Annotated in this window: 19 protein-coding genes; 11 read left to right on the top strand and 8 right to left on the bottom strand. The window is 62.7% G+C overall.

The window, feature by feature from the left end:
• Positions 1–17 precede the first annotated feature (17 nt).
• The 4 genes from E5K00_RS17770 to E5K00_RS17755 all read left to right on the top strand — a co-directional run bounded on the left by E5K00_RS17770 (position 18) and on the right by E5K00_RS17755 (position 3,625).
• Positions 18–1,487, top strand: a complete 1,470-nt coding sequence (locus E5K00_RS17770) for a glutamate synthase subunit beta (protein WP_135464619.1) — start codon at positions 18–20, stop codon at positions 1,485–1,487.
• Between the two features lie 87 nt (positions 1,488–1,574).
• Positions 1,575–1,988: a hypothetical protein gene (locus tag E5K00_RS17765; protein WP_135464618.1), complete on the top strand. Its 414-nt coding sequence runs from the start codon at positions 1,575–1,577 to the stop codon at positions 1,986–1,988.
• Positions 1,989–2,187: 199 nt separating this feature from the next.
• The gene (locus E5K00_RS17760; RefSeq protein ID WP_135464617.1) at positions 2,188–3,204 is read left to right on the top strand and encodes an NAD(P)/FAD-dependent oxidoreductase; all 1,017 of its coding nucleotides are present in this window, start codon (positions 2,188–2,190) and stop codon (positions 3,202–3,204) included.
• Positions 3,205–3,298: 94 nt separating this feature from the next.
• The gene (locus E5K00_RS17755) at positions 3,299–3,625 is read left to right on the top strand and encodes a 2Fe-2S iron-sulfur cluster-binding protein (RefSeq protein WP_135394894.1); all 327 of its coding nucleotides are present in this window, start codon (positions 3,299–3,301) and stop codon (positions 3,623–3,625) included.
• Between the two features lie 87 nt (positions 3,626–3,712).
• Here E5K00_RS17755 and E5K00_RS17750 read toward each other — a convergent pair whose 3' ends face one another.
• Together E5K00_RS17750 and E5K00_RS17745 are read right to left on the bottom strand one after the other, a co-directional pair.
• Complete coding sequence (locus E5K00_RS17750; protein WP_135464616.1) at positions 3,713–4,237, bottom strand: hypothetical protein; 525 nt, start codon at positions 4,235–4,237, stop codon at positions 3,713–3,715.
• A gap of 141 nt (positions 4,238–4,378) precedes the next feature.
• Positions 4,379–10,633 carry an alpha-2-macroglobulin family protein gene (locus E5K00_RS17745; protein ID WP_167856939.1) on the bottom strand — a complete coding sequence of 2,085 codons (6,255 nt, stop codon included), beginning with the start codon at positions 10,631–10,633 and terminating at the stop codon, positions 4,379–4,381.
• Positions 10,634–10,874: 241 nt separating this feature from the next.
• On the opposite strand from E5K00_RS17745, the gene E5K00_RS17740 reads away from it, so the two are divergent.
• Positions 10,875–11,573: a porin family protein gene (locus E5K00_RS17740; RefSeq protein WP_135464614.1), complete on the top strand. Its 699-nt coding sequence runs from the start codon at positions 10,875–10,877 to the stop codon at positions 11,571–11,573.
• A gap of 78 nt (positions 11,574–11,651) precedes the next feature.
• On the opposite strand, the gene E5K00_RS17735 is transcribed toward E5K00_RS17740, so the two are convergent.
• Entirely contained in the window at positions 11,652–12,230 is a 579-nt protein-coding gene (locus tag E5K00_RS17735) for a DinB family protein (protein WP_135464613.1), read from the bottom strand.
• 189 nt (positions 12,231–12,419) lie between these two features.
• On the opposite strand from E5K00_RS17735, the gene E5K00_RS17730 reads away from it, so the two are divergent.
• The gene (locus E5K00_RS17730; protein WP_135464612.1) at positions 12,420–13,415 is read left to right on the top strand and encodes a ComEA family DNA-binding protein; all 996 of its coding nucleotides are present in this window, start codon (positions 12,420–12,422) and stop codon (positions 13,413–13,415) included.
• 15 nt (positions 13,416–13,430) lie between these two features.
• Here E5K00_RS17730 and E5K00_RS17725 read toward each other — a convergent pair whose 3' ends face one another.
• Positions 13,431–14,240 carry a phosphatase PAP2 family protein gene (locus E5K00_RS17725; protein ID WP_135464611.1) on the bottom strand — a complete coding sequence of 270 codons (810 nt, stop codon included), beginning with the start codon at positions 14,238–14,240 and terminating at the stop codon, positions 13,431–13,433.
• A 189-nt stretch (positions 14,241–14,429) separates the two neighbouring features.
• Here E5K00_RS17725 and E5K00_RS17720 point away from each other — a divergent pair, with 189 nt between their 5' ends.
• The 4 genes from E5K00_RS17720 (at position 14,430) to E5K00_RS17705 (ending at position 17,212) form a co-directional block, all read left to right on the top strand.
• On the top strand, positions 14,430–15,296 hold the full coding sequence (locus E5K00_RS17720; protein ID WP_135464610.1) for a hypothetical protein: 867 nt from the start codon (positions 14,430–14,432) through the stop codon (positions 15,294–15,296).
• A 52-nt stretch (positions 15,297–15,348) separates the two neighbouring features.
• On the top strand, positions 15,349–16,227 hold the full coding sequence (locus tag E5K00_RS17715) for an SDR family oxidoreductase (protein ID WP_245328335.1): 879 nt from the start codon (positions 15,349–15,351) through the stop codon (positions 16,225–16,227).
• Between the two features lie 370 nt (positions 16,228–16,597).
• Positions 16,598–16,789 (top strand): cold-shock protein, encoded by a 192-nt coding sequence (locus E5K00_RS17710; protein ID WP_135464609.1) that lies wholly within the window; start codon positions 16,598–16,600, stop codon positions 16,787–16,789.
• A gap of 228 nt (positions 16,790–17,017) precedes the next feature.
• Complete coding sequence (locus tag E5K00_RS17705; protein WP_100337462.1) at positions 17,018–17,212, top strand: cold-shock protein; 195 nt, start codon at positions 17,018–17,020, stop codon at positions 17,210–17,212.
• 92 nt (positions 17,213–17,304) lie between these two features.
• Here the strand turns inward: E5K00_RS17705 and E5K00_RS17700 are convergent, their stop codons facing one another.
• Positions 17,305–17,784, bottom strand: a complete 480-nt coding sequence (locus E5K00_RS17700) for a gliding motility lipoprotein GldH (protein ID WP_135464608.1) — start codon at positions 17,782–17,784, stop codon at positions 17,305–17,307.
• Positions 17,785–17,788: 4 nt separating this feature from the next.
• Positions 17,789–19,276, bottom strand: a complete 1,488-nt coding sequence (locus E5K00_RS17695; RefSeq protein ID WP_245328334.1) for a PSP1 domain-containing protein — start codon at positions 19,274–19,276, stop codon at positions 17,789–17,791.
• Positions 19,277–20,052: 776 nt separating this feature from the next.
• On the opposite strand from E5K00_RS17695, the gene E5K00_RS17690 reads away from it, so the two are divergent.
• Positions 20,053–20,739: a M57 family metalloprotease gene (locus E5K00_RS17690; protein WP_245328333.1), complete on the top strand. Its 687-nt coding sequence runs from the start codon at positions 20,053–20,055 to the stop codon at positions 20,737–20,739.
• Positions 20,740–21,057: 318 nt separating this feature from the next.
• Here the strand turns inward: E5K00_RS17690 and E5K00_RS17685 are convergent, their stop codons facing one another.
• Both E5K00_RS17685 and E5K00_RS17680 read right to left on the bottom strand, forming a co-directional pair.
• Entirely contained in the window at positions 21,058–23,712 is a 2,655-nt protein-coding gene (locus E5K00_RS17685) for a S8 family serine peptidase (protein ID WP_135464605.1), read from the bottom strand.
• 219 nt (positions 23,713–23,931) lie between these two features.
• Complete coding sequence (locus E5K00_RS17680; RefSeq protein WP_135464604.1) at positions 23,932–24,828, bottom strand: hypothetical protein; 897 nt, start codon at positions 24,826–24,828, stop codon at positions 23,932–23,934.
• Between the last annotated feature and the right edge of the window lie 2 nt (positions 24,829–24,830).

Below are 24,830 nucleotides of genomic sequence, written 5' to 3'. Positions count from 1 at the left end.
CCACGATATACCACCACATGGGACACGTCACCGGTTTCAAGGAATTCAGTCGGGAGCTGCCCGCCAAGTCCGCGCCCCAGGAGCGGGTGCAGCACAACCACGAGTTTGTGGGCACTTATTCTGAGCCCCAGCTCCAGCAGCAGGCCGCGCGGTGCATGGACTGCGGCATTCCGTTTTGCCACGCCGGCTGCCCGCTGGGCAACATCATTCCCGAGTTCAACGACGCGGTGCACCAGCAGGACTGGCTGGCGGCCTACCAGATTCTGGCGTCGACCAACAACTTCCCCGAATTCACCGGCCGCATCTGCCCCGCGCCCTGCGAGTCGGCCTGCGTGCTGAGCATCCACTCGGCCCCGGTGGCCATCGAGGAAATCGAGAAGCACATCATCGAAATTGCCTTCAGCAAAGGCTACGTGCAGCCCACGGCCCCGGTGCTGAAGTCGGGCAAAACGGTGGCCGTGGTGGGCTCGGGTCCGGCCGGGCTGGCTGCGGCGGCCCAGCTCACCAAGGCCGGCCACTCGGTCACGGTGTTTGAGCGCGACGACCGGCCCGGCGGGCTGCTGCGCTACGGCATTCCCGACTTCAAGCTCGACAAGTGGGTCATTGACCGCCGCATTCAGCTGCTGGAAGCCGACGGCGTGGTGTTTCGCTGCAATACCAACATTGGCCAGGATGTGCCCGCCGAGGAGCTGACCCGCACCTTCGACGCGGTAGTGCTGGCCGGCGGGGCCACCATCCCGCGCGACCTGAGCCTGCCGGGCCGGGAGCTGCCGGGCATTCACTTCGCCATGAACTACCTCACCCAGCACAACCGCCGGGTGAGCAACCTGCCGGTCAGCGGCGAAGCGCTGTGGGCCGAAGGGCACGACGTGGTAGTTATTGGCAGCGGCGACACGGGTTCCGACTGCGTGGGCACGGCCAACCGGCAGCGGGCCCGCTCCATCACCCAGTTTGCCCTCATGCATCAGCCCTCCGCCGAGCGGCCCGCCCACACGCCCTGGCCCCAGGAGCCGGCCATTTTCCGAAGCAGCACCTCCCACGAGGAAGGCTGCCAGCGCTACTGGGGCATTCATACCAAGGCCTTTCTGAGCGACGACCACGGCCGGCTGCGGGCCCTGCTCGTGACGGACATTACCTGGGAAACCGACGTGCTGGGCCGCCGCCTGCACTTCACCGAAATCGACGGCTCGGAGCGCGAAATTCCCTGCACGATGGTGCTGCTGGCCCTGGGCTTTGCCGCGCCCCAGTACGAGGGCTTGCTCCAGCAGCTCGGGGTAGAGCTCGACGACCGGGGCAACGTGCGGGCCCGGGAAGGAGAATATTCGACCAGCGTGCCCAAGGTCTTCGTGGCCGGCGACATGCGCCGGGGCCAGTCGTTGGTGGTCTGGGCCATTTCAGAGGGGCGCGAGGTGGCCCGCCGGGTCGATGCGCTGCTCACGGGCAAAACCGCGTTGCCCAGCAAAGACGCCGTGGGCATGTTTGCCTGACGGTAACCGACCGATTAAGTTGGCAAAAGCAACGCCCGCGGAAGTTTCTTTATTGGTTCTTCATGCGGGCGTCGTTTCTTTACGACCATGCCTACGTCTGCTCCCACTTCCATTTACTTTCACAACGCGCTGTGCACCATTTCTTACCACGACCTGGGCTACGTGAAGCTTAGCTGGACCGACGCCCCGGCTACGGAAGTAGAGTTGCAGGCCCTCTACGGCCACACCCTGAAGGCCCTGCAGCACCACCGCACCGGCTGCCTGCTCACCGACCACCGCCTGCGCCAGCCGCTGCCCATAGCGGCCCAGCACTGGATAGCGCAGCAGTGGGTGCCCCAGGCCGTGCGCGAGGCCGGCTACCGCCGCTGCGCCATCGTGGAAAACCAGACCCCGCTGGGCCGGCTGGCCGCCCGGGCCGTGGGCGACGAGGTAGCGGTGCCCCTGCAGTTTCGCTTTTTCGACGAAGTACCGGCCGCCGTGGCCTGGCTGATCCAGGTGTAAGCAAGCGTAAGGAAGGCTGCGAAAACGCCCGGCTTGTTTGTATCTTTGCGGCCCGTTAGGCTTTTGCCCGCAGCACAAAGCCCCCACGGTCAGTGGCGTTTAGCGCCTTATCGGTGCTAAGCGGGCGTTTGCGCCAACGTTTCCAGGGGCTTAGCTGTTAAGCCTCTGGCCGGGGGCCGCTCATCTTATTGCTTTGTTCATGACCAATTCCATTTCTACCGATATCTGCATTATCGGAGCTGGCCCAGTGGGCTTATTCGCGGTGTTTGAAGCTGGTTTGCTGAAGTTGCGCTGCCACGTGGTCGATGCCCTGCCCCAGGTGGGCGGGCAGCTGTCCGAGATTTATCCTAAGAAGCCGATTTACGACATTCCCGGCTTCCCCGACATTCTGGCCGGCGACCTGGTCCAGAACCTGATGCGCCAGATCGAGCCTTTCCACCCCACCTTCACGCTGGGTGAGCGGGTTGAGCGCCTGGCCAAGCTCGAGGACGGCTCGTTCCAGCTGTTTACCACCGACGGCACCGAGATTTTCTGCAAAGCTATTGCCATTGCCGGCGGCCTGGGCTCGTTTGAGCCCCGCAAGCCCGCCATCGAAAGCCTGGAAAACTACGAAGGCGGCCGCGGCGTGTACTACATGGTGCGCGACCCGGAAACCTTCCGCGACCAGCGCATCGTCATTGCCGGCGGCGGCGACTCGGCCCTTGACTGGACCGTGTTTCTGGCCGACGTAGCCAAGGAAGTAACCCTGGTGCACCGGGGCACCACCTTCCGCGGCGCCGCCGACTCGGCCGAGAAGGTGAAAAATCTGCACGAAGCCGGCCGGGCCCGGCTGGTGCTCTCCTCGAACGTGACCCACGTGCACGGCCAGGACGGGCTGGAAGCCGTGACCATCACGGCCAACGACGGCACGGCCGAAACCCTGCCCGTCGACTCGTTTATTCCCCTGTTCGGCCTCACGCCCAAGCTCGGCCCGATTGGCGACTGGGGCCTGGAGCTGGAAGACGACGCGGTGAAGGTCAACACCCTGGATTATTCGACCTCCGTACCCGGCATTTTCGCCATCGGCGACATCAACACGTATCCGGGCAAGCTCAAGCTCATTCTGTGCGGCTTCCACGAGGCCGCGCTGATGGCCCAGGGCGCCTTCAAATACATCAACCCCGACAAAAAGTACGTGCTCAAGTACACGACCGTCAACGGGGTACCAACTCTGTAGTTTTTAGTTGTTAGTTGTCAGTTGTTAGGTTTTGGTTCTTAACGGCCGATACTAACAACTGACAACCAACAACTGACAACGAACAACTAAGAAGATGACCGACGAAGTACGCGTATATGTAGAGGAAGCGCCCAGCCAGCGGCGTGAGGTAGTAGCTCCCACCGACATGGCGCTCAGCCTGATGGAGGTGCTCAAAGCCAGCGGCTACGACATTCAGGCGACTTGCGGCGGCATGGCCCTGTGCGGCACCTGCCACGTGGAGGTGCTGGCCGGCCCCGCCCTCGACGAGCCCAGCGACGACGAGCTGGCCATGCTCGAAAGCCTGCCCATCATGACCCAGGGCAGCCGCCTGTCTTGCCAGATCCGCATCACCAACCGCCTCGACGGCCTGGTCGTGCGCCTGATGCCCCAGAATACCTAGGCAGCAACTGCCCCGCCAATTTCCAGGCAACAAAAAAGGAGAACCGGTCTGGTTCTCCTTTTTTGTTGGTATTGGGGCGAAATCCGCTTAGCGCCGCTTTCTTGAGCTGCTTTTCTTCTTGGTCGAGGTCTTTCTCTTGGTCGAGCTGGTCTTCTTCGAGCTGCTTTTCTTACGGCTGGCGCTGCTCTTCTTTTTCGAGGATGAGCGCCGCCGGGCCGCCGAGCTGGACGAGTGGTGCGTGGAGCGCCGCCGGTGGGTGGTGTGGGGCCGGGCCGCGGGCTTGGCGGCCGGCGCGGCAGCCTCTTCCGGCTTGGCTTCCTCCGGCCCGATGAAGTTGCGGGCCGACATTTCGGCGGTGGCAGCGGCCTGCTGGCTGGCGGCCTCTTCCTGGGCGGCGGCTTTGAGGGCGGCGGCCTGCTTGCGGCGCACCGGCATCAGGAAGTCGCGCTCGGCGCGCTCCTGGGCCGAGAGCTTCTCCTCGCCGGGCAGCGCGGCCGTCACGGGCAGGGCTACCTGGCCTTTGTGGTTGGTCGGAACGGTTTTCTTTCCTCCTTGAGCGAAAGCCGACGCGCTGCAGAACAGCAGGCCAACCAGAACATATAAGGGACGCATAGGCAGTGTTGCAAAAGACTAGGAAATGGCAAAATTACTATTGCCATTTTTTACTACCAAACCACGCGGCCAACGACCCGGAGCTAAAAGCCTTTCTGACTGACTCAGCGGAGGTTTCATCCTGAAAAATGCAATTTCTTACTACCTCTTTCCAAGTGCCTCCACCTGCACCCGCGCCCCGGCCGAGTGGCTGGTAAACTCAGGCGCGTACAGGCACTGAATCTGGCTGAGGCCGCCCGAGAAATTGCCACTCTGGGCCGCGCGCAGCCGGTATTCGAACGTGTGCGTGCCTTTCGGGAAGCGGCCCATGAAGAAGTTGGTGGCCGCGTCGCGGGGACTTTCGTAGTAGCCCAGCCCGCCCTGGTACCGGTAGCCGCTGGTCTGACTGATCAGCTCCAGGCCGGCGGCCCGCTGGTCTTTCAGGTGCACGTATTCCAGGTCACGGTCGGCGCGCAGCACGAGGCGCACCACCAGCACGTCGCCCACCCGTAGCGGCGCGGCGGCAGTCAGGGGCTCCAGCACGGGGCCGGCGGCGGTGCGCTGCTCCCGAAACAGCTGCCGCTCCAGCTGCAGACCGGCAGCGGCCGGCGTCACCTTATCAATCTGCTCGAAATACTGCCAGTACAGCGCGCCCCAGGCCACCCCCGCGTCGGTTTTCTGCACCGTCACGGTACCCTGAACGGGCTTGATGTCGGCGGCGGCAAAGGTGGTTTTGAAGTAGCCGGTGCCGGCCTGTTGGGTGGTGGGCTTCACGGCTTCGCCGCCCAGCGTCACCCGCACGGGCTGGGCCGGCCGGAGCCAGTCGGAGCCGCGCAGCAGCAGGGCGTAGCAGGCATCGGCGGTGGCGCGGGTGCTGGCCCAGTTCTGGGTTTGCTTCTGCTTGAGCAGCCACAGCTTCATTTCATCCACCGATTTCTGGTCGTTGCTCACTTCGTCGAAGGCCTCGATAAGCGTGGCCTGGGTTTCGGTAGGGGCCTCGCGCCAGTAGTAGCCGCCGCGCACCTCTTTCCAATACATGCCCAGCTCGGGGGAATGCAGGGCGTTTTCGCGCAAGGCCGTCATGATATCCTTCACGGCCGGGGCCTGGCTTTTTTGGCGGTGCAGTGCCAGGGCCAGCTGCGCCTGCAAGTAGCGCGTCTGCGCGTTCCAAAACGTGGCAGCCTGCTGCTGGTAATACGCCAGCGCCGGCTGCGCCGCCTTCAGCCCCGGCTGCTTCGGCCAGAAGCTGCGGGCGTACAGGGCCTGAATCTGCAGGTCAGTGAGGTGGTTTTTCTGCAGATCCACGCCTTTCTGCTTGCGCAGCTCGGCGTAGTCGCGCTGGAGCTGGTCGTCGAGGTAGCGCAGGGCGTTGGTCAGCAGCGCGCGGGCCTGCTCGTCCTGGGTGGCATCGAAAGCCCCGAGCCGCTGCAATTTGCCGAAGCCAGCCACGATGAGCTGGGTGATGTAGCGGTCGGCGGGCATTTTCTCGAACCACGGAAACGCGCCGTCGGGTTGCTGCAGTTGGGCTAGCTTGGCCAGGGCCCGGGTGGTTTCGGCCTTCAGGCGGGGCTCGTCGAACAGCTCACCCAGGCGGCGCATCCGCTCGGTTTCGCCCTGGGCGTCGCGCACCCACGGGGTTTCCTGGAGCAGCAGGTTTTTCAGCTCCTGGTTTTGCTCCAGCTTGCTGGTCAGGGCCGCCTTGTCGCCGCTCTGGGCGGCGCGCTTCCACTCGTCCAGCACTGGTTTCAGCCGGGGGTTCTGCTGCAGGATGCGGGCCGCCAGCAGGTTGGCATACAGGCGGCTGAATACCTGCTCGGAGCACTCGTAGGGGTACTCCATCAGGTAAGGCAACGCCTGCACGGCATACCAGGCGGGGTTTTCCGTCATTTCCAGCGTCAGGGAGTAGTTGCGGCGCGTAGCCGAGGTAGTGCTGGTCAGCTTCTTGAGCTCAAACTCCCGCGTAGCCGGCCCCACGATGGGCAGCGGCAGGCTTTCGGTGATGAGAATCCGGTTGGGCAGCACCGGCAGGGTGTTTTCCTCCCCATCCTCTACAGTTGTTAGTTGTTGGTTGTTGGTTGTCGGATTGTTCTGGCGGCGCTGTTTGCGCTGCTCTTTCTTCTCTTTTCCTGACAACTGAGAATCAGCAACTGACAACTGCCCCCGCGCTACTACGCGGTAGGTAATGGCTTCCAGCGGCACTTGGCCCTCAGCGGTTTCCGGAATGGTCAGCTCCCACTCCAGGGCGCTGCTTTGGTTGGCGGCCAGGCTGAAGCTCTGTTGGGCCGGGCCTTTCAGCAGGCGACTTTCCAGGGGTTGCTGGGTGCGGGCGTCGAGTAAAAACAGCTGGGCCGTGCCGGTCAGGGGCTGGTCGGTGAGGTTGCTGAGCTTGGCCGCGAAGCGCAGCTGGTCGCCTTCCCGGAAGAAGCGCGGGGCGTTGGGGGTCACTTGCAGCTGCTTCTGCGTGACCAGCTCGCGGCGCAGCAGGCCGCTGTGCAGCTGCTGGTCGTGGGCCAGGGCCAGCAGCTGCCAGCGCGTCACGGCTTCGGGCATCTGGAACTCCAGCACGGTTTCACCCTGGGCATTGGTGCGCAGCGCGGGCAGCCAGAAAGCCGTTTCGCGGAAATCCTTGCGCGCCTGCACGTTGCTGAGGTCGGGGGCGGCGGCGGTGGGCCGGCCGGGCGCTTTGGTTACGACTACTTCGTTGAGTTGAGCAGCGTCGGCCGACATGCGCATGGCCATCTGGGGCGCGGCGGTGCTACCACTAGCTACCATCATTTCTTCATCCCGCTTAATCACCGGTGGAAGAAATTTTGTTCTGGTGTTCTTCGGTAGGAGCTTATAGTCGTTTCTGCTTTCCTCTTCGCCCAAAGAATACCTCCACCAATTCAGGTGAGGATAAAGAATTTCCAAATCAATATCATCCAACGCTACGCCAAACAGCTCCTGCGAATCCTCCGTCCCAAACCGCCCGTTCCAGGCCAGCGCGGCGGGAAAATACGGCTGCGGAAACTCCAGCGGCATAAACGAGTGCGGCCGGAACGTGTCCAGCGACTGGTCGTAGAGCGTGGCCAGCAGCTCGGCCGGGGCGGGCTTGCCCTCGGCGCTATGAATGGTGATGCGCCAGGTTTCCTTCTGGCCGGGCTGCAGCTTGTCGCGGAAGGTGGCAATGCTCAGGCGCAGCGGGGCGGGCGGCGTGGCCACCTGCACCGTGGCTGAGTGCAGGTACAGGCGGTTGTCGCGCACCTGGGTAGCGTGCAGATACAGCTGGGTTTGGCCGAGGCTGGCGGGCACCGGCACCGTGAGCAGGCGCTGCTCGCCGGCTTGCAGCGTGAGCCACTCACGGCGCAGGGTTTCGCCTTTGGCTTCAATTTCCACCAGCACCCGGGCGTTGGCTTCGCTGCTGCCCACCAGAAATTGGGCGGCCTGGCCGGGCGCAACGCTGTCTTGCAGGGCCACAAACCAATCGGGAGTAGGCACGGGCAGCTCTTTGGCCGTGGGGGCGAAGAGCGTGAAATGCTGCTCGGTCTTGGCCGCTTCACTGGCCGGACCACTGGTAGTAGCTTCTAAGAGGTAGCGGCCGGGCGCCTGCTGAGCCAGGGCCGTAGCCAACGCGGGTAGCAGGGGCGTTTTTTCGGTGTCAAATTCCTGAGTCAGCACTTCGGTCCGGGCCCAGGTGCTGTCGTTGTCTTCCGGGCCGTAGGCATCCAGCGGAAATTGGCGCTTGAACTCGGCCCGGCTCAGGGCTTCGCGCTCGGGCTGCTCCCAGGCGCGGGGGCGCAGGGCGCGGGCCGGGGGCGCGAGGCGGAACAGGCGCAGCTGGCCTTTGGCGGGCCGCGCTTCGCCGGTAGCATTGGTGCTGAACAGCTGCAACGCCGGCAGCTTCTCCCGGTTCAGCAGTTCGGGCACTTCCAGGCGCAGCGTGAGGGCCGCGTTGCCCAGGCTCACTCTTTGCTGCCCGGTGCGGGTTTCGCCGGCCGCGTCGGTTACGTCGGCCGTCACCTCAAACACGTAGCCGGGCTGCCAGCCGCCCCGCCGGCCCCGCGGCGGCGCATCGGCCTGAGCCGTAAACGTGACGGTGAAGCCGCCCGCCGAATCGGTCTGGGCCGTGCCGTTGCTGATTTCCACTTCCGGCTGCCCCCCACCGGGGTAGCCGATACGGCCGCCGAAGCCGCGCCCAAACAAGGGCCAGAAGGTGCGGCGCACCACGCGGTACTGCACCGTGCCGCCATCTACGGGCTGGCCGGCGTAGGCCGTGGCCTTGCCGCGCACCACCACGCGCTGGCCCAATACCGGCGTGCCCGACACCGGCTCAAACGTGACCTGGAACGTGGGCCGCTTGTAGTCTTCCACCGCGAAGCTCACGCTGCCCTGGTCGGTCTGCAGGCTCATTTCGCCGTTCAGCAGACTGGTAGGCAGCACCACGGAGCCGTGGAAGCTGCCAAACTCCGAAGTCGTAAACGGTAGCGTCTGCACGGTCTGGCCGTTGACGTCGACCAGGCGCACGGCCACGCCCTGCCGGGTCAGCAGCTCCGATTTGCCGGCCCGGGTTTCGGTCAGGATACCTTTAAAGTAGAGCGTCTGGCCGGGGCGGTACATGGCGCGGTCGGTGTACAGGAAGGTGCGGCGCTGGGCCTGCTCGGGTTCCCGCGTACGCCGGGCGCCGTAGTAATATTCTTCTTCCACCACCAGGGAATCGGCTTGGTGGGTGAGCAGCAGAGCCTGCAGGCGGGCTTGCTTGGTATCGGCGGTTTGGTTGGGCACCTGGGCCAGGCCTTCGGCGCCGGTGCGCTGCTCGGGGCCGCGCAGCTGCCGGAAGTTGCGCAGCTCGTTGTCGTAATACTGATACAAGGGCAGCACCGTCGCCTGCGCCAGCAGCTGCCCCGACTCGCGGTGTAGCAGCAGTATCTCCCGGTTTTCCGGCTGCGGCGCGCCCCGCCGCACGTGGCTGATGCTGCTCACACTCAGATTGGCATAGGCCGTGGTGGCACCCCCCGTTTGTTTGGCCTCGAATCCGGCGGCGGTGGTACTCAGCAGCACCACGTAGCGCCCCACGGGCAGCGCGGGGCCGGCGTGCTGCACGGTATGGGCGCGAAAATCGGCCGGCCCGGGAATTTCGAGCGTCCACTCGGCGGCGGGCTTCCGGCTGAGGCGGGACTTCTGCCACCATTCGGCCCAGGAAACGTTGCTGGCCATGCGCCGCAGCTCCTGCGCCGTGCTCACCCGGTAGGCTTTGGCGTACAGCCGCGGCACGTTGCGCACGTTTAGCTTTAGCAGCCACGGCTGGCCGGGCAGCACCACCTCCTCAGTCGTGAAGGCCACGTTGACGGCCTCAATCCGCTGCCGTAGCGCCTGCGCCTGCCGTGCCCCCCACGACTTAGGGAAGCGCTGCTCGGCCTGCAACGCCAGCTCCCGGGCTTTGGCGGGCTGGCTTTCTTCCAGATTTTCAGCCTGCTCGGCCAGGAACTCGGTGCTGATGGGCAGCGCCCGGTAGGTTTCGGCGGCGTGGGCCAGCGCCTTTTGGTACAGCGAGTCTTTGCTGACCAGCTCGGTGTGGGCGTACACGAACCGCAGGCGCTTCAGCTCCACGTCGGCCAGGGCGGCCTGGTTTCGCGCATCCTGCAGCCGGAAGGCCGTTAGCTGTTGCAGCACCTGTAGGGCGTGCAGCCGGCCGTTGAGCGAATCGGCGGCCGGGGCTTTGAGCGGGAGGGCGGCAAATTCGGGGGAGCCGGCAAACAAGGCCGCGGTTTTTAAGATAAACTGCTCGGCGGGGCGCGTCACGGAATACTCCTCATTGCCCAGCGCGTCGGCGGCGCGGTGCGCCAGCAGGTCGTAGAGGGTGGGGCGCAGGGCCCGGCCTTCCGCGTCGCCGCCCGTTACGGCGTAGCCCAGCCCAGCCAGCGCCAGCTGCTGCTGGCGCTGGGGCTCCTCTGCCACCGAGGCGCGGTAGTGGCCCACGATGGCGCTGCCCAGGCGCGTGGCGTCCCAGGTCCGGATATCGGCGGCGCTGCCAGCGGCGGCCGTGCGGGTCCGGTCGTAGAGCTGGTAGCGGTGCTGCTGGTAGTAGTTGGCGTAGAGCTGTCCGAGCAGGCTGTGCAGAATCGGGCGGGCCGGAAACCGGGCGGTTTTCAGGTCGGCCTCGACCAGCGCAATGGCCTTTTCACTGGCTTCTTCCTCTTTGGCTTCCAGCAGCCGCAGCCGGTAGAGCAGGGCCCGCAGATACTCGGGCGTATCCTGGCGCTGCCGGGCTTCGCGGTACAGCTTTTCGATTAGCGGCGCGGCCGAGGCCGTTTGGTTTTTGGCCAGCAAGGCATCGATCTTCTTCCAGGCACGCGGGTCGGGCGCGGCCGGCGACAATGGAGCAGAAGAGCCGATGAACATAGCGAAGCTGAACAGTAGAAACAGAAGGAGGATGCGCATAGGTAGCAAACGAAGTGGTTTGCAAGATATGATGCCCCCACCAGCCAGATTCCACAGCATGCTGGCTCATCCATTAAGTATTTGAAAATTAACGTTTTGCCATATTGTTATAATTATTTTTTAATTTCTTGCTCAACAATTCCTCCGTTATTGAAATAAAATACTTCCCATAGTCCTATCTTTGACCCGCTCAATCACTCAAGTTTTTCACCTATTCTTCATCCTCTCTCCCTAGAGCATTATGAAAAAGAATTTACAACACGGCCTGCTGGCCGCTGCCCTGGTCGTAGCTGGTGCTACCTCGGCTCAGGCTCAGGTTACGTTCGGTCCCCGCGTAGGCCTGAACGTATCTAAAGTTTCTCTGGATTATAAAGACAACTCTGCCGACGACGTTGACCCCAAGTTTATCTTGGGCCCACAGGTCGGCCTGACGCTGAACGCCCAGTTTGGCAACCTCTCTATTCAGCCCTCGGTGCTTTTCTCGCAGAAAGGCTACAAGGCTGAGCAATCTGAGACGTTTGCTGGCACGACGGAAACCTTCAAATACACGCAGCGCATGAGCTACGCGGAGATTCCGGTAAACTTCGTGTACACCACCGGTGGCACAGAAGGCTTTCAGATCTTCGCTGGCCCCTACGCCGCCTTCGGTATCGGTGGCAAGGCTAAGCTGGAGTATAGCGACGGTACGAACTCTGATTCGGAAGAAGTTGACATCAAGTTTGAAAGCAAGAACGGCAACGGCAACAACGTCTACGTGCGCGGTCTGGACTTCGGTCTGAACGCTGGCGTAGGTTACAAAGCCGGCCCGATTCAGGCGCAGTTGGGCTACGGCCTGGGCCTGTCGAACCTGATTCCGAATAGCTCGGATGACAAAGAGCCAGAAGACAAAGAAAAGAACCGGGTTATTCACCTGAGCCTGTCTTACTTCTTCGGCGAGTAATCGTATATCGACCGATAGAGCACAAAAAAGCCTCACCCAGCCGGGTGAGGCTTTTTTGTGCTCGGCTTGGGCCAGCAGTTAGGCCCGTTCGCTGCCATCGAGCACCCGCTCGGCCTGGGCGACGTGGCGCTGCAGGTGGGTTACGATGAACTCCAGCTGGTCGGTCAGGCGCAGGTAGAGCAGCGGAATAATCGGGTTGGGAATGCGCACGGCGTTGGCGTTGATGCCGCGGGCCTGCTGCACGATGTTGAGCAGCTCGTCGAGCTGGCGGCCAAATACCTCGACCACCGTGCGGGGCAGGCGGCTGCCGCTGGGCGCATACTGCTGCGGCGACTTGAGCGGCTTCTCACTGGCTGGCACCCGCATGGCGTCTATTAGCTTGCGGCCGAAAAAGCCCGACTTCACGGTATCGGCCGGGCGGCTGCCCCGCTCCTGGGCCTGCTTGAGCTTGCGGTTGATGGTGGGTAGGTAGTGCCCGCCCACGATGTTGAGATGCTCCAGGCACTGGCCGACGCTCCACTTGTCGGTGGCCGGCCGGCGGTTGAGCTGGTCGTCGGACAGGGGGCGGAAACGCCGGACCGTAATATCCCGCACGGCTTGCAGGTCGGCAGCAAGTTGGTCAAGAAAGTCGGTGGTACGGGGGGCAGACGTGCTCATGGCAGGCAGGATATAATGCGGAAGCGGCAACAGGCTGTAATATTACGCCCTAACGCCGGTTTATTGGCAATTACGCAGCCCGGGGCCTTGCAGATATTTCTATCCGCTTCCCAGGCCCAAAAATCAGGTCGACGGTTAGAAGCTCTGCGGCTATTTTTTTATACTGCAGCAATTATTCCCTTATTCTACGTGAAACATACCCTTACCCCTCCTGCCGGGCCGGGCTGGTACCGGCGGCTACGCCGCTATTTCAGCTTCTCGCGCCGCGAAACGTCCGGCTTCGTCGTGCTCACGCTGCTGCTTCTGCTGCTGCCTTTTCTGCCCCGGCTGCTCCGCCCGGCCCTGCCCCGCTACGACCCCGCCGCCGACCAGCAGCAGCTCGACCGGCTGGCCGCCGAGCTGGCCGCCCAACGCCAGGTGCGCACCTACAAGCCCCGCTACGCACGGCGCTCCTACCCGCGCCGCGCGCCGGTGCCGCAGGTCGCCCTGGCCCCTTTCGACCCCAATACCCTGGCCCCGGCCGACTGGGAGGCCCGGGGCGTCGCGCACTTTCTGGCGCAGCGCCTGGTGCATTTCCGCGAAACCATCGGGGGCTTCAAGGCCAAGGAGCAGATCAAGCGCACGTATGGGCTGCCCGATTCGGTGTACGCGCGCCTGGCGCCCTACATGCAGCTGCCCGACCAGCTCCCGCCCCGCGAAAAGCGCGCCCCCCGGGAGTACGCCGGTACGGCATTCACGCCCCGAGCGGCGGGCACCTACGCCCGCAAGCCCAAAAACCTGGCTCCTTTCGATTTGAACTCTGCCGACACCACCCAGCTGATGCAGATTCGCGGCATCGGGCGGGGCCTGTCGCGGCGCGTCGTCGACTACCGCACCCAACTCGGGGGCTTTCTGCGCGAAGAGCAGCTAACGGAAATCTACAGCCTGCGCGACGCGCCCGACCTGGTAGATAGCCTACGCAAATACACATTCGTGACGCCGGGCTTTGCCCCCGCCCTGCTGGATATCAATACCGCGCCTTTCGAAGTGTTGCAGGCTCACCCCTACGTGGGCAAGCGCCTGGCGCGGGTGGTGGTGGCGTTTCGGCAGCAGCACCCGCCCTTCAGGCAAGCCGACGACCTGCGCCAGATCCGGATTCTGGACGCCGAAACGCTGGAGAAGCTGCGGCCTTACCTCCGCTTCTAGGCAAGCAAAAACTACTTAGTGGCGAATGGCCAGCGCGACGCCCATGGCCCCGCCCGGCGCGTAGGTCGGCACCAACAGCAGCTTTTGGGCCACTTTCGTCGGGAGCAGGCGCGTGAGGGCCGGATATACGCGCCACACGGCCTCCGCCGACAAAAACCCGATGCCGGCGCCGGCTACCACGTCGGTTACCCAGTGGCGGTTGTGCAGCACGCGCATCGTGCCGGTGGCCGTGGCCACGGCGTAGCCACCCACGCTGATCCAGGGGCTGACCTTGCCGTACTGCTCGTGCAGCAGCGTGGCCGTCATAAAGGCCTCGCTGGTGTGGGAGGAAGGAAACGAGCTGAAGTCGGTGGGAATATCGGGCCGCTGCTCCCGGCAGATCTTCTTCAGGTTGCTGGTCAGGCCCATGTTCATCTGGTGCGCCAGCAGGTAAATCAGGGTGAAAGGCACGATGCCCCGCTCCCCCTTCACGCCGGCCAGCTGTAGCGCGTAGGCCGCCGCCACCGGCACGCGCCGGGTGTAGTCGTCGAGGCGGGTATCGAAGGTGGGAAAAGCTTCCCGGGTTTCTTCCTGTAGTTCTATTTTGGCCCGGCGCAGCACGTTATCCTGACTGCTCAGCCAGGCCACGCCAATCAAACTCAGCGGCACTGCTACCCGGAGCGTAGCCGGACGGGTGAGCAGGCGCAGCGGCGGCGTGGCCGGGCGCACTACCGGCGCCGGGGCCGAAACGGTGGAGTCGGGAGTAAGAGGAGCGGTGGGCAGTTGAGCGGTAGCACGAAGGCTGAGCAGGCTGCCTACCAGCAGCAGAACGTAGCGAAAACCCATCTAGTAAGCGGAAGAGTGAAGCAGATATCGTAGCAATATACTGCTAATCTGTTCCTTAAAAAACAATTGAGTTGTACTCCGCTACTATTTCCGCCGACGATCCGGCCTTTTTGGTGGCAGGCTGCGTATGGACGCAGGACTGTGGCACGTGTGTACGGCGCCCGGTTTTTCCGTTAAACACCGTTTCCAATGCTGTTTCTCCTGCGCGACAAGTTGTTTCCGGTTTTGGTATTTCTCCAATCTGTGCTCTGCGGCTGCGCCCAAGACGAGGGCCGCGGCAACTTCGACAAGGTCACGAAGGCGTACCAAGTGCAGCAGATTGGCCGCCTGAACAAGCAGGAAGTGGCCGAAAGCTCCGGCTTGGAAATAGCCAATTCGGCCGGCGACCTGTGGACCCACGCCGACGGCGGCAACACGGCCAAGCTCTACAAGATTACCCCGCAGGGCGACCTGCTCCAGACCCTGCAACTGGAGCCCCTGCTCAACAACGACTGGGAAGACCTGGCCCGCGACGACGATAACCGGCTCTACGTCGGCGACTTCGGCAACAACCAGAACAAGCGCCAGAACCTGGCTATCTACCGGCTCAGTGGCCCTACCCTGCAAGACGTTGACACCATCCGCTTTCGTTATTCCGATCAGCAGCAGTTTCCGCCCAAGAAGCCCCGGCGCAATTTCGACTGCGAAGCCTTTTTCTACCGGCAGGACAGCCTCTACCTGTTCACCAAAAACCGTGGCAAGGGCAACTGGGTCAAGCAGTACGTGCTGCCGGCCCGCCCCGGCAACTACACCGCCCGCCTGGTCGACAGCGTCCGGATCAACACCTGGATAACGGCGGCCGACATCAGCCCCGACGGCCGTACCGTGGCTTTGCTCGGCTACGGCCACGTCTACCTGATTGCCGTGACGCCGGGCCGCAAACTTTTCGACGGGGCCAAGAGTTGCCTACCGATTCCTTCCAGCGGGCAGGCCGAAGCCCTGGTTTTCGTGAATGACCACGATTTTGTGTTCAGCAACGAAAAAGGCAAGCTGTTTCGCGCCACCTACCAGCCGTAAGCAGCCGGCCGCTCCGCTGCATCTGTTCCGTTCTTCCTAACTCCTCCTTTCCATGCCTACTATTCTGGTTACTGGTGCCACGGGCAACGTGGGCACCGAGCTGATTTCGGCGCTGGCCAACCGGGGCCTGACCGTGCGCGCCGGCGTACATTCCCTGATTAAGGGCGACCGGCTCCGCAACCTTCACCCCGAGCTGCAGCTGGTCGAACTAGACTACAGCAAGCCCCAAACCCTGCACGTAGCCCTCACCGGCGTCGACCGGCTGGCCCTGATTACCCCGTTCAGCGAAGATCAGGTCGAAATCGGGAAGCGCGTTATCGACGCCGCTAAGCAGGCCGGCGTGCAGCACATCGTCCGGCTTTCGGCCGCCGGCGCCGATGCCGAGCCCGGCATTCAGCTCGGCCGCTGGCACCGGGAAGTAGAGCAGCACCTGGAGCAAAGCGGCATTGCCTACACCATTCTGCGTCCGGGCAGCTTCATGCAGAACTTCGTGAACTACAACGCCGAGTCGATCTGCCACGAAGGCAAGCTCTACATGCCCCTGGGCGAAGGCAAAGTCAGCTACGTCGACGCCCGCGACATTGCCGCCACGGCCGCCCACATCCTGAGCACGCCGGGCACCGAGCACTACGGCAAAGCCTACGAGCTGACCGGGCCGCAGGCCCTGAGCCTGCACGAGGTAGCCGCCGCCATCGGCCAAGCCACGGGCCAGCCCGTAACCTACGTCGACGTGCCGGAGGAAGCGGCCCGACAGAGCATGGCCCAGGCCCCGGCCTGGATGCGCGACGCCATGCTGGAGCTCTATAGCCTGTCGAAGGCCGGCTACACGGCGAGCGTTACCAATACGGTGGAGGCTATTACCGGCTGCGCGCCCCATACCATCCAGCAGTTCGCCCACGACAACTGTAACCGGTTCAAGGCAGCTCACTAATAGCCCAGCAGCAGTCGCAGTCTATATGAAAAAGCCTCCTGTAGCCCCAGGAGGCTTTTTTGTGGGCCTTGCGGCCGGCAATTTTAATAGATTCTACCTACCGATTACGTCCCGGATTCCGGTTCCAAAATCTGTTCATCTGGAAGCCTGGGCAGCACCGCTTGCCAGCTGATTCTCAACAACCAAGTGCCGCCGGAGGTGGAAAATACGTTGCAGCATTTGTTGCGGCTGGCCTCGGTTTGCGGGTCGTGGTGCGGCCAGTTGGCGGCAAGTTTATTCTGGATTCGGGCTATGCTACAATTAAAATTCCCCTTAGTTTTACTGCATTCTTTCTTACCAACCCTTTTACCAACACAACCAGGCCCTAGTTATGAAAACTGGCAAAGTGAAATTTTTTAATGAGTCCAAAGGCTTTGGCTTCATCGTTCAGGATGACACCAACCAGGATATTTTTGTCCACCAGACCGGTCTGGTGCACGAAATCCGCGAGAATGACCGGGTTTCTTTCGATGTAATCGAAGGCAAAAAAGGCCTGAACGCCGTTAAAGTCGAGCGGATCTAGCGCGAGACGCCAGGTTTGCTCCTGCCGTCAAATCCTGTCACCCTGCCCGGTTGTTTGCCGGCGCAGGGTGCTGTTTTTTAGGCCCCGGTAGAAGTTGGTACCACCGCCCGGCGGCTCTTTCCCGGCCCCCAGGCCCCATTGCAGGCAAGGCACTGCTGAATAGCGCTATTTGAATCGAAAAAAATCCTCTTACATTTACCTCATTCTTTCATCTCACCATTTCCAGCAATGAGTACCGGTATCATCAAATTTTTCAATGAAGCCAAGGGCTTTGGCTTCATCACGCCGGATGGCGGTGGTGAGGACATCTTCGTACACGCCACGGGTCTGAAGCAGCCCGTACGTGATGCAGACCGCGTAGAATTCGAAGTTCAGCAAGGCAAAAAAGGCCTGAACGCCGTTAGCGTGCGTCTGGTCGACTAAGTAAGCTTTCCGCAGGCCGCCTCCGGGCTACTGCACCAAAAAGACCTCCCCGGCTGCGGCCAGGGAGGTCTTTTTCGTTTAGTCAGGCGGCGCTACCGAGCCGCTTTGGCGACCCGCACGCCCACGGCCATAATACCGGGCAGCTGGTCCTGGCGCATGTACTGCTCGAGCACCACCTTGTAGACACCGGGCTCGGAAAACCGCTGGTTGCGCAAGGCCAGAAACTGGTGGTCGAAGATGTCGCCCGAGCCCTGGCCGCGGGGCTCGCCCGTCTGGGGGTCCATCAGCAGCATCTGGTGCAGCAGCTGCGACACCCGCTGCCCGCTGGGGTTCAGCAGTGTGTGCTTCACGTACAGGTTGTAATACCCGTACATCGACTCGTTGCGGATGTTGAAGTACACGTCGTAGCGCTGCGTCGTGTCCTGAATGTCGAACTCGAACGTCGGCTTTTCCTGTACGGTCCAGACGGCTTTATCGAGCTCCTGGTTTTTCTCGAACACCTGGTTGGCGTCGCAGGCCGGCAGCGCGAGCAGCAGCGCGCCGCCCAGCATCCATCGTAGGGCTTGGTGCATACGGCTACGAGTTGGCTGGGGCTGATCCTGCGTTTCCACCCTCTGCCCCGCCTCCCGACCGCGACGAGCGGCCTCCCCGGCGGGAAGAGCGGCCACCCCGGCTGCCGCGCTCCGCGTTTTCATCTCGGGGCGGACGCGGGGCGCCACCCTCGGCGGCCGGCGCACCGGTAGCCCGGGGCGGGCGGCCTTCGCCGCGCGGCGGCCGTGGCTCAGCGGAGCCTTCCGGGCGGGCACCATCGGAGCGCCGGCCTTCGCGGCCTTCCCGGCCCTCCGGCTTGGGTGCTCCATCACGGGGGGCGTCGCTCCGGTTCCGGTTGTTGCGGCGGTTGAGCGGACGGGCAGCGGCCCCGCGTGGGCGGCGTGGCTCGTCGCCGGCCTCGGCACCGCCATCGGCAGCCGGGGCTTTGGGTGCGGCCTCAGGGCGGGAGCCGGAACGGGAAGTACCGGGCGCGGCCGTAGCGGCCGGGGCACCTCCCTCCTTCTTTTTCTTGCGCTTGGGTCGTTTGCTGCCCTTAATCTTGTCGTCGAGGCGGTCGAGGTTGCCTTCCACGTGAGTCGAAACTTCGGGCTCACGCTCGGCTTCCAGCACGGGCGCCAGCAGATTTTCAGGCTTTTCGCCGCGCTTGTTCTGGTCCTGGATTTCGCGCACCCGGTCGGTGGAGAGCATCACCCAGTTGTTGTCGCCGCGGAAGGCGAACCACATGCGCCGCTTGAAAATGTCGGTTTTCTGCAGGAAGGCGTCGCCCTTTTCGGTCTGTAGGGGGCGCGACACCTGCGGAATGTCCTTTAGCGCGTCGAGGTAGGTGTCCAGCTCGTAGTTGAGGCAGCACTTAAGGCGGCCGCACTGCCCCGACAGCTTGGCCGGGTTCAGGCTCAGGTTCTGGTAGCGGGCGGCGGTGGTGCTGACGCTCTTAAAATCGGTGAGCCAGGTAGAGCAGCACAGCTCCCGGCCGCAGCTACCGATACCGCCGAGGCGGCCCGCTTCGTGGCGCAAGGAAATCTGGCGCATCTCGACCCGCACCCGGAACTCGTCGGCCAGGCGCTTGATCAGGTCGCGGAAGTCCACCCGGTCGTCGGCCGAGTAGAAGAAGGTCGCGCGGGTGCGGTCGGCCTGGTACTCCACATCGGAGAGCTTCATTTTCAGGCGCAGCTCCTCTACCACCGAGCGGGCCCGGAACATGGTACCGGTTTCCAAGTCGCGCACGGCTTCCCAGCGCTCCACGTCCTGGGGCGTGGCCACGCGCAGAATGCCCCGAATTTCCTTGGAATCGAGGGGAGTTTTCTTTTTGCGCATCTGCAGGCGCACCAGCTCGCCTTTCAGCGACACGTGGCCCAGGTGCCAGCCGTTGCCGGCGGCTTCGATTACCACCGCGTCGCCGGTTACCAGCGGCAGGCGGTTGGTGTTGCGAAAAAACTCCTTCCGCCCGCCTTTGAAGCGGATTTCTACTATATCAAACTCTTTAAAGTCGGCGGGCAGGTCTACGTCCTGCAACCAGTCGAATACGTTTAGGCGCGTGCAGCCGCCAGAGCTACAGCTGCCTTTGGAGCCGCAGCCCGATGCAGTTGTAGAGCAGCCGCCAGCGCCAGAGGAACATGAAGTGCAAGCCACGGCTTGGGAAGTTATATCGTGAGGTGAACCGGGAAGTTCACACGGAATCGGTTTTCAACAAAGATAAGCATTTCGGCCCCTCTGCCTTGGTTTGGCCCCAGGCCGCCCCAGCGGGCCGGCGGCCGGTACGAGGCGCGAGAAGTTGGCGGCCGCGCACTTCAAGCGTAACCATCTTGCAGTCTGAAATTTACGCCCAAAATCAGTCTGCCACTGGAATATTCCGATGCAGGGGTGCCCGCCAGGCGGCTGGGCTTTTCGGCTATTCACCCACCGCTGCTCTGGCAACTTAGCTGAGTTTCGGAAGAAATGCCGCTACGCGCCCCGACTGGAGGAGAATAAAGCCTGATCAGAACGCCTAATATATGTTATATGCTATAAAAGCACCCCTACAAACTAAGGACGCGTGCGGCCACGCACCCGCATACTTTGCAATTATTTTAAAGTTTCATTGAAAAACTGTTGACATTGAAAATTATTATACCTTATTTGAGCATATAATTCATCCATTCTTCACCAACCCAACCAAACCAACCTTTCTTATGAAAATTAACAAAGTACTTTCCGCAGTAGCGATTTGCGCTTGCTCGGTAGCCGCTCTGTCCTCCTGCTCGAAAGAGGCGGAACAGGTAGCTGCTAAAAACGAAATTTCGTCCGATGCCATGAGCAAAATTCAGCAGTTGGGCTTCACCACTAAGGATGCCCAGAAAGTTGAAGGCGGCTACCTCGTGGAAGGCGACATTATGCTTACCGACGACGCTCTGAACAGCAAGCCTGACTACAAAATGATGCGGGTTGGTGAAGAGGAGCAGTATCGCACCAACAACCTGGTGACCGGCCTGCCCCGTACCATTAACATCGCCGTATCCAGCACCCTGCCTTCGGCCTACGTAACGGCTACCGACGAGGCTATCCGCCGCTACAACGCCCTGGGCCTGCGCATCACGATGCGCCGCGTAACCTCGGGTGCCAACATCACCCTGACCAAGGCTCCCTCGGGCGCCGGCTACCTGGCTTCGGCTGGTTTCCCCTCGGGCGGCAATCCGTACAGCCAAGTGCTGGTAAACTCGACCTCGCTGGGCACCAGCTACGCCACGACGACCATCGCCAGCGTACTGGCCCACGAAATTGGGCACTGCATCGGCTTCCGTCACACCGACTACATGAGCCGTCAGTATAGCTGCGGTGGCTCGGCCGTCAACGAAGGTGCCAGCACCGTAGGCGCCGTCCTGATTCCCGGCACTCCTTCGGGCCCAGATCCGAACTCGTGGATGCTGGCTTGCATCGGCTCGGGCCAGAACCGTCCGTTCAACGCCAACGACGTAACGGCTCTGAACTACCTGTACTAGTCGGGTAGCTGACTAGCTCAAAAAGGCCTGATTCCGCAAGGAGTCAGGCCTTTTTTTGTGGTATTGCCAGCGGGCAGCTGATCCTGCGAAGTGCTCAACATTACATCCCCATCTACGGGGTGGCACTCTGGTGACGAGCAGCTCTGGTGAAGCGGGAATTTAAGTCAATGGGCACTGCCCTTATACGGCTCAGCTACTGCTCCTGCCGCTTCCAGCTCTTGCCCGGTTCTGCTCCTCCGCCCCAAAAGGAGAAGCCGCGCCGGGCTACTCGACAAGCAACTGCCCGTAGAGTAACCCGGCGCGGTCAGCAGGTGGAGGCTACAGCACCACCACCCGGGTCGTGCGTACGGCGCCGGTTTCGGTGCTCACCCGGATTAGATACATGCCTTTGGCCAAGCCCGTCGTTGAAAACTCCTTGACGGCACCCGTGGCGGCCGATTCGCGCAGCAGCCGACCGGTCATATCGTAGAGCTGCACGCGCACATCGGCGCTTTCGGCTACCAGAAGCTGGAGCGGCTCGCCGGCAACAATCGGGTTGGGATACACTTGCACTTCGGTGGCCAGCACATACTGCACTGCTTCCGTCTGACTATAGATGATTCGTCCGTCGGTCAGCTCCAGCCGCAGGCGGTAATCGTTGCGGCCGGGCAGCGGGTCCGGGTCCCGGAAGGTCATGCGTAGGCTAGTGACGGGCGCAACAGTCTGCACCGTAACCGGGCCGCCGGAGGTCAGGCGCTCCAACGACACGGCTTTGAGCCGGTATAACGTACCCACTTCCACGTCGAACAAAACCGTATCGGTGACAGCCGTGCGGGGCAGGAAATTGCGGACGTAGCAGGCGGTGCCCTGCTCGGTGAAATCAATAGTATTGCCCCGCTCCCCCACCAGCTTCCCGAATATGGGCGCTACGGCGTAGTTGCGAATCTGCAGCTGGGCTTTGGCGAGCAGCAAGGCCGTGTCGGGCGTGGTCAGGTAAGGCGTCAGATGGTTTCCGACCAACTGATACACCTGATACTGCTGCGCCCCGGGCGTACGGCGCCACTGAATCAGGGCTTCCTCGTCGCAGCTGTAGCCCACGCTGGGGGTCAGGGGGCGGGCAATGGTAAAGGTATCGGAGAGAAACGCGGTACTGCCAATTAGCATCCGCACCCGGGCAAGGGTGGTAGTATCGGGCACGGGCCAGCTGAAGGTAGTACGCGCCAGGGGCACATCGGCCTGGAGCAGCCGCCATTTCTGGGTGCCCAGCGGCTGGTACTCCAGGCGGCCCGTGGTGGCGTTGCCAGACCATTGCCAGTGCAACACCGCCGTAACGGCGGGCCGCAGGTTGGTAGCATCGCCGGGCCGCACCCATTCGAAGCCCGCGCTGTACTCATAGGCCAGGGCAAAGGCCTGCGCGGCGGCCACGGAGGTGGCGCGCACCCGGATGATATAGTCGCCGGCAGCTGGCACCGGCAGGCTGATTTGCTCGACGTTGTTGAGGTGGTCGGCGCGGCGCCGGGGCAGTTTTGCCAGCGAGTCGGCGTGCGGATAGGCGCTCAGCGCCCACGGTAGCCAAGTGGTGCCGGAAGCAACGTGCACCAGCTCCACATCCAGATCATGTACCAGCGCCTGGGCGGCCGTGGGCGAGGCTTCCGGGTCCGACCAGGCCAAGGTTACTTTTAGCTGCTGCTGCCCGGCGGGCACAGTAACGGGGAAAGAGCGTACGGTATTCTGGGTGGCGGTTCCCAGAAAGAAGCGCTGGTCGCGCACCGTCCGGATGGCTCCGACGGCATCCAGCTGCCCAAAGCCGGTTTCAAAGTCTATGCCGGGGCGGCCCATATCATCGGCGCTGTTGAGCAGCACGGCTTTCACCAGCGCCGCCGACGGCAAGGCACCGGCGTTTTGGTCGCGGAAAGCTTGCTGCACCAGCAGGCCGGAGCCCGAAACCAGGGCCGCCGACTCGGAGGTGCCGCCGGCGCCATAGGCTACCAGCTCGGGCTTGAGGCGGCCATCGTAGGCGGGCCCGCGGGAGCTGAGTGGCGCGACTTGCCCCAGCTCATCGGTGGCGCCCACGCTGAGGGTGTTCTTGGAAGTTTTGAACTGCCCGGTCAGATTCGCCACCTTGGGAATACCGGCGTACCGGCCCTCGGTGGGAGTCTGGGAACCCACGTTGCCCGACGAAAACACGTGCAGCAACGTGGGGTATTGCTGGCACTGCTGGTCGTAGGCCTGGGATTCGAGGCCGTAATAATTCTCGATGGCCGCGACGCCATACGAATGGTTTTGCACCGATATGCCGGCCGGCACCAACGTAGCGGCCTCATCCGGCAGCAGACTTTTATAGCTGGCGGTTGCCAGCCGGGCCTGCCAGGCCACGCCCTTGCCGGAAGGGGCCGAGTTGCCACCGCCCCCGACCAACGTGGCAATAGCCGTAGCGTGGGGCGAGAAAGCAGCTTTAAACAAGTCGCTGGGCACGATGCGACCCTTGAAGTCAATATCGGCCGGGTCGAAGGAGTCTTCTTTGATGGAAATCGTCAGTCCCTGCCCGGCCAGCTGCGGAAAGCGGGTGTGGGCCGTAGTAATACGGTTTACGGCCAAGTCGGACTGGTTGAGCTGCCGCTCGTCGTGGGCCTGGCGGTGAGGCACGTCCACGAAGTTGACCAAAGGCGAAGCACCCAGCAGCCGGACCTGCTCGGGCGTCAGCCCATCCAGCAGCAGCAGCTGGCCTTTGGCACCGGGCAGCACCGTTACCTGGCTGGCGGGCAGGTTTTGCCGGGCCCACGTCAGAAAAGCTTCTTTTTGCGATACGCTGATTCGCACCGTCTGCCGGGCGTTGCGGGCAAGCGCCGGCCGGCTCAGCGTCGGCGCTACTTTGCGGTCGGCGGGTTTGGCCTCCTGGGCGGCTACTGGGGCAGAAGCTCCCAGCAGTGCGCCAGCCCAAAGGATTCCCTGAAAAACCGGTAAGCAGTGGAATACTCTGGCAAAATAGCGCATCAAGAAAAGCTGAAAGGTGACTATCGAAACTGTCCGCGCTTACGCCGACGGGCCTGTTAAAGATAGAAAAAACGTCCTCAGCAGCCCCCTTGCAGAAGCATTCCTTTTAACAATCAGCTTATTATTTTATCAATATTGCAAACCTCCCCCCACTCTCTGCGGTAAAAGTCAACCGGTTTGCAACTCTTTCTCGGCGGGTAAACCGGTTCGTCGACTGCTTCAGAGTTTGTACACCCCAACACCGGCGGCCGTCAGGATATACGCATACTGCTCGCCCAACAGCACCTGCTGAATTTCGGTGGTCGTAACCGGCAGCGGCAACGTGCGCTCCGTCAGGTTGTAGAGGTGAAACAGGCGCACCGTGTTTCCGGCCAGGTAGTATAGCTCGTCGCCCCGAAACCCAATGGCGCTCAGCCCCGGGAAAGGCAGCTTTTTGCGGTAGTTGCCCAGGTTATCAAACACGAAAATGCCACTGGTACGGTCGACCAGGTACAGGTTGTTCTGGTACTGGCGCATAAACCGAAAATCCGGTTTGGAGCGGCCAATCAGGATGTCAAGCGGGGTGTTGAGGGCAATGCGCTGCCCCGTGGGGTCGTATTGGCGCAGCACCAGGCTGCTTTCGTCGAGTAGCCAGAGCCGGTCGTCGGGGGCCAGCGTGGCCGTGCGCACCATACCGTCGAGCAGGTCGGGCAGGCGCACCTGGGTGAGCGGGGCCATAAACCGGTCGAGCAGCAGAATTTCCTGCCGGTCGTCGTAGAATACCAGCACCTTGGCCGTATTCCAGGCTTCGAGCTGGGCCGTGTGGCCCGGCTGCGGGGGCGAATAGGTATTTAGTGGCTGCCCATCGGGGCCGTACTGGCGCACGTTGTTTTGCGCGTCGGCCAGGTAGAGGTTGCCGCGCCGGTCGAGCGAAGCCGGGCCCGGCCTGGGCAGGGCAATGGTGCGCACCAGCGTCCAGCCGCTGGCATCTACCGGATTTGGCTGGGCTGCCGCGTTGACGACCGGGGCCGGCGCCGGGGCGGCGGGCTTGCCGGCCGGAACCACCGAAGCCGCCGAGGGCACGGTCGTTTGGGCCGCTGCCTCGAGGGTAAGGAGCGCACCGGCAGCTAGGCCCATTG

It is taken from the genome of Hymenobacter aquaticus, assembly GCF_004765605.1.
Taxonomy (GTDB): Bacteria; Bacteroidota; Bacteroidia; order Cytophagales; family Hymenobacteraceae; genus Hymenobacter; species Hymenobacter aquaticus.
This window is presented reverse-complemented; position numbering and strand designations above follow the sequence as displayed.